The organism is Stenotrophomonas sp. YIM B06876, from assembly GCF_030711595.1.
Taxonomy (GTDB): domain Bacteria; phylum Pseudomonadota; class Gammaproteobacteria; order Xanthomonadales; family Xanthomonadaceae; genus Stenotrophomonas.
Genome location: NZ_JAUJUJ010000219.1, coordinates 1 through 1,298, shown reverse-complemented (window position 1 = coordinate 1,298; position 1,298 = coordinate 1). Strand labels below are relative to the sequence as shown.

Annotated in this window: 1 protein-coding gene; it reads left to right on the top strand. The window is 68.5% G+C overall.

Annotation, left to right across the window (positions count from 1 at the left end; genetic code table 11):
• Nucleotides 1-240 precede the first annotated feature (240 nt).
• Complete coding sequence (locus QZH66_RS16235) at nucleotides 241-1,239, top strand: FAD-binding oxidoreductase (protein ID WP_345783865.1); 999 nt, start codon at nucleotides 241-243, stop codon at nucleotides 1,237-1,239.
• Nucleotides 1,240-1,298: the final 59 nt, after the last annotated feature.

Sequence of the window (1,298 nt, the reverse complement as noted above, 5' to 3'; positions counted from 1 at the left end):
TCAGCCTTGCTGCCGAGGGCAGCTGCACCATCGGCGGCAACCTGGCGACCAACGCCGGCGGCACCCAGGTGCTGCGCTACGGCAACACGCGCGAGCTGTGCCTGGGCCTCGAAGTGGTCACGCCGCAGGGCGAGATCTGGAACGGCCTGCGCGGCCTGCGCAAGGACAACACCGGCTACGACCTGCGCAACCTGATGATCGGCAGCGAGGGCACCTTGGGCATCATCACCGCCGNGCACCATCGGCGGCAACCTGGCGACCAACGCCGGCGGCACCCAGGTGCTGCGCTACGGCAACACGCGCGAGCTGTGCCTGGGCCTCGAAGTGGTCACGCCGCAGGGCGAGATCTGGAACGGCCTGCGCGGCCTGCGCAAGGACAACACCGGCTACGACCTGCGCAACCTGATGATCGGCAGCGAGGGCACCTTGGGCATCATCACCGCCGCCACGCTGAAACTCTTTCCGCAGCCCGCCGCGCGCCTCACCGCCTGGGCTGCCGTGGCCTCGATGGAGCAGGCCGTGGCCCTGCTCGGCTTGGCGCAGCGCCACCTGGGTGCTGGGCTGACGGGTTTCGAGGTCATGGGCCGCTTTGCCCTGGGCTTGGTGCACAAGCACATGTCGCAGCTGCGCGTGCCCTTCATCGACCAGGCGGACGTGCCCTACTGCGTGCTGCTGGAGAACTCCGACAGCGAGTCCGAGCAGCACGCCCGTGAGCGCTTCGAATCGCTGCTGGAGACCGCCTTCGAGGCCGGCTGCGTGAGTGACGCCGTGGTGGCCGAGAACCTCACGCAGGCACAGCAGCTCTGGCATATCCGCGAAAGCATTCCGCTGGCACAGGCCGAGGAAGGCCTGAACATCAAGCACGACATCTCGATCGCGGTGTCGCGCATCCCGGCGTTCGTCGAACACACCGACGCGCTGCTGGCGCGCGAGATCGCCGGCGTGCGCCTGGTCAACTTCGGCCACCTGGGCGACGGCAACCTGCACTACAACGTGCAGGCGCCCGCCGATGGCGACGCCAAGGCCTTCCTGCGCGACGAAGAAGCGCGGGTGAATGCGCTGGTCTACGGCGCGGTAGCCGAGTTCGGCGGCTCGTTCTCGGCCGAGCACGGCGTGGGCGCGCTCAAGGTGGAGACGCTGCAGAAGTACCAATCGCCCGTGGCGCTGTCGATGATGCGCGCCGTCAAGCAGGCGCTGGACCCGCAGAACCTGCTGAACCCGGGGCGGGTGCTGGGCTGACAGGCCGGGCTGGCGCTGCCAGCCAACTATCGAAACAAGAGCTGCCAGCGCTTACCCCA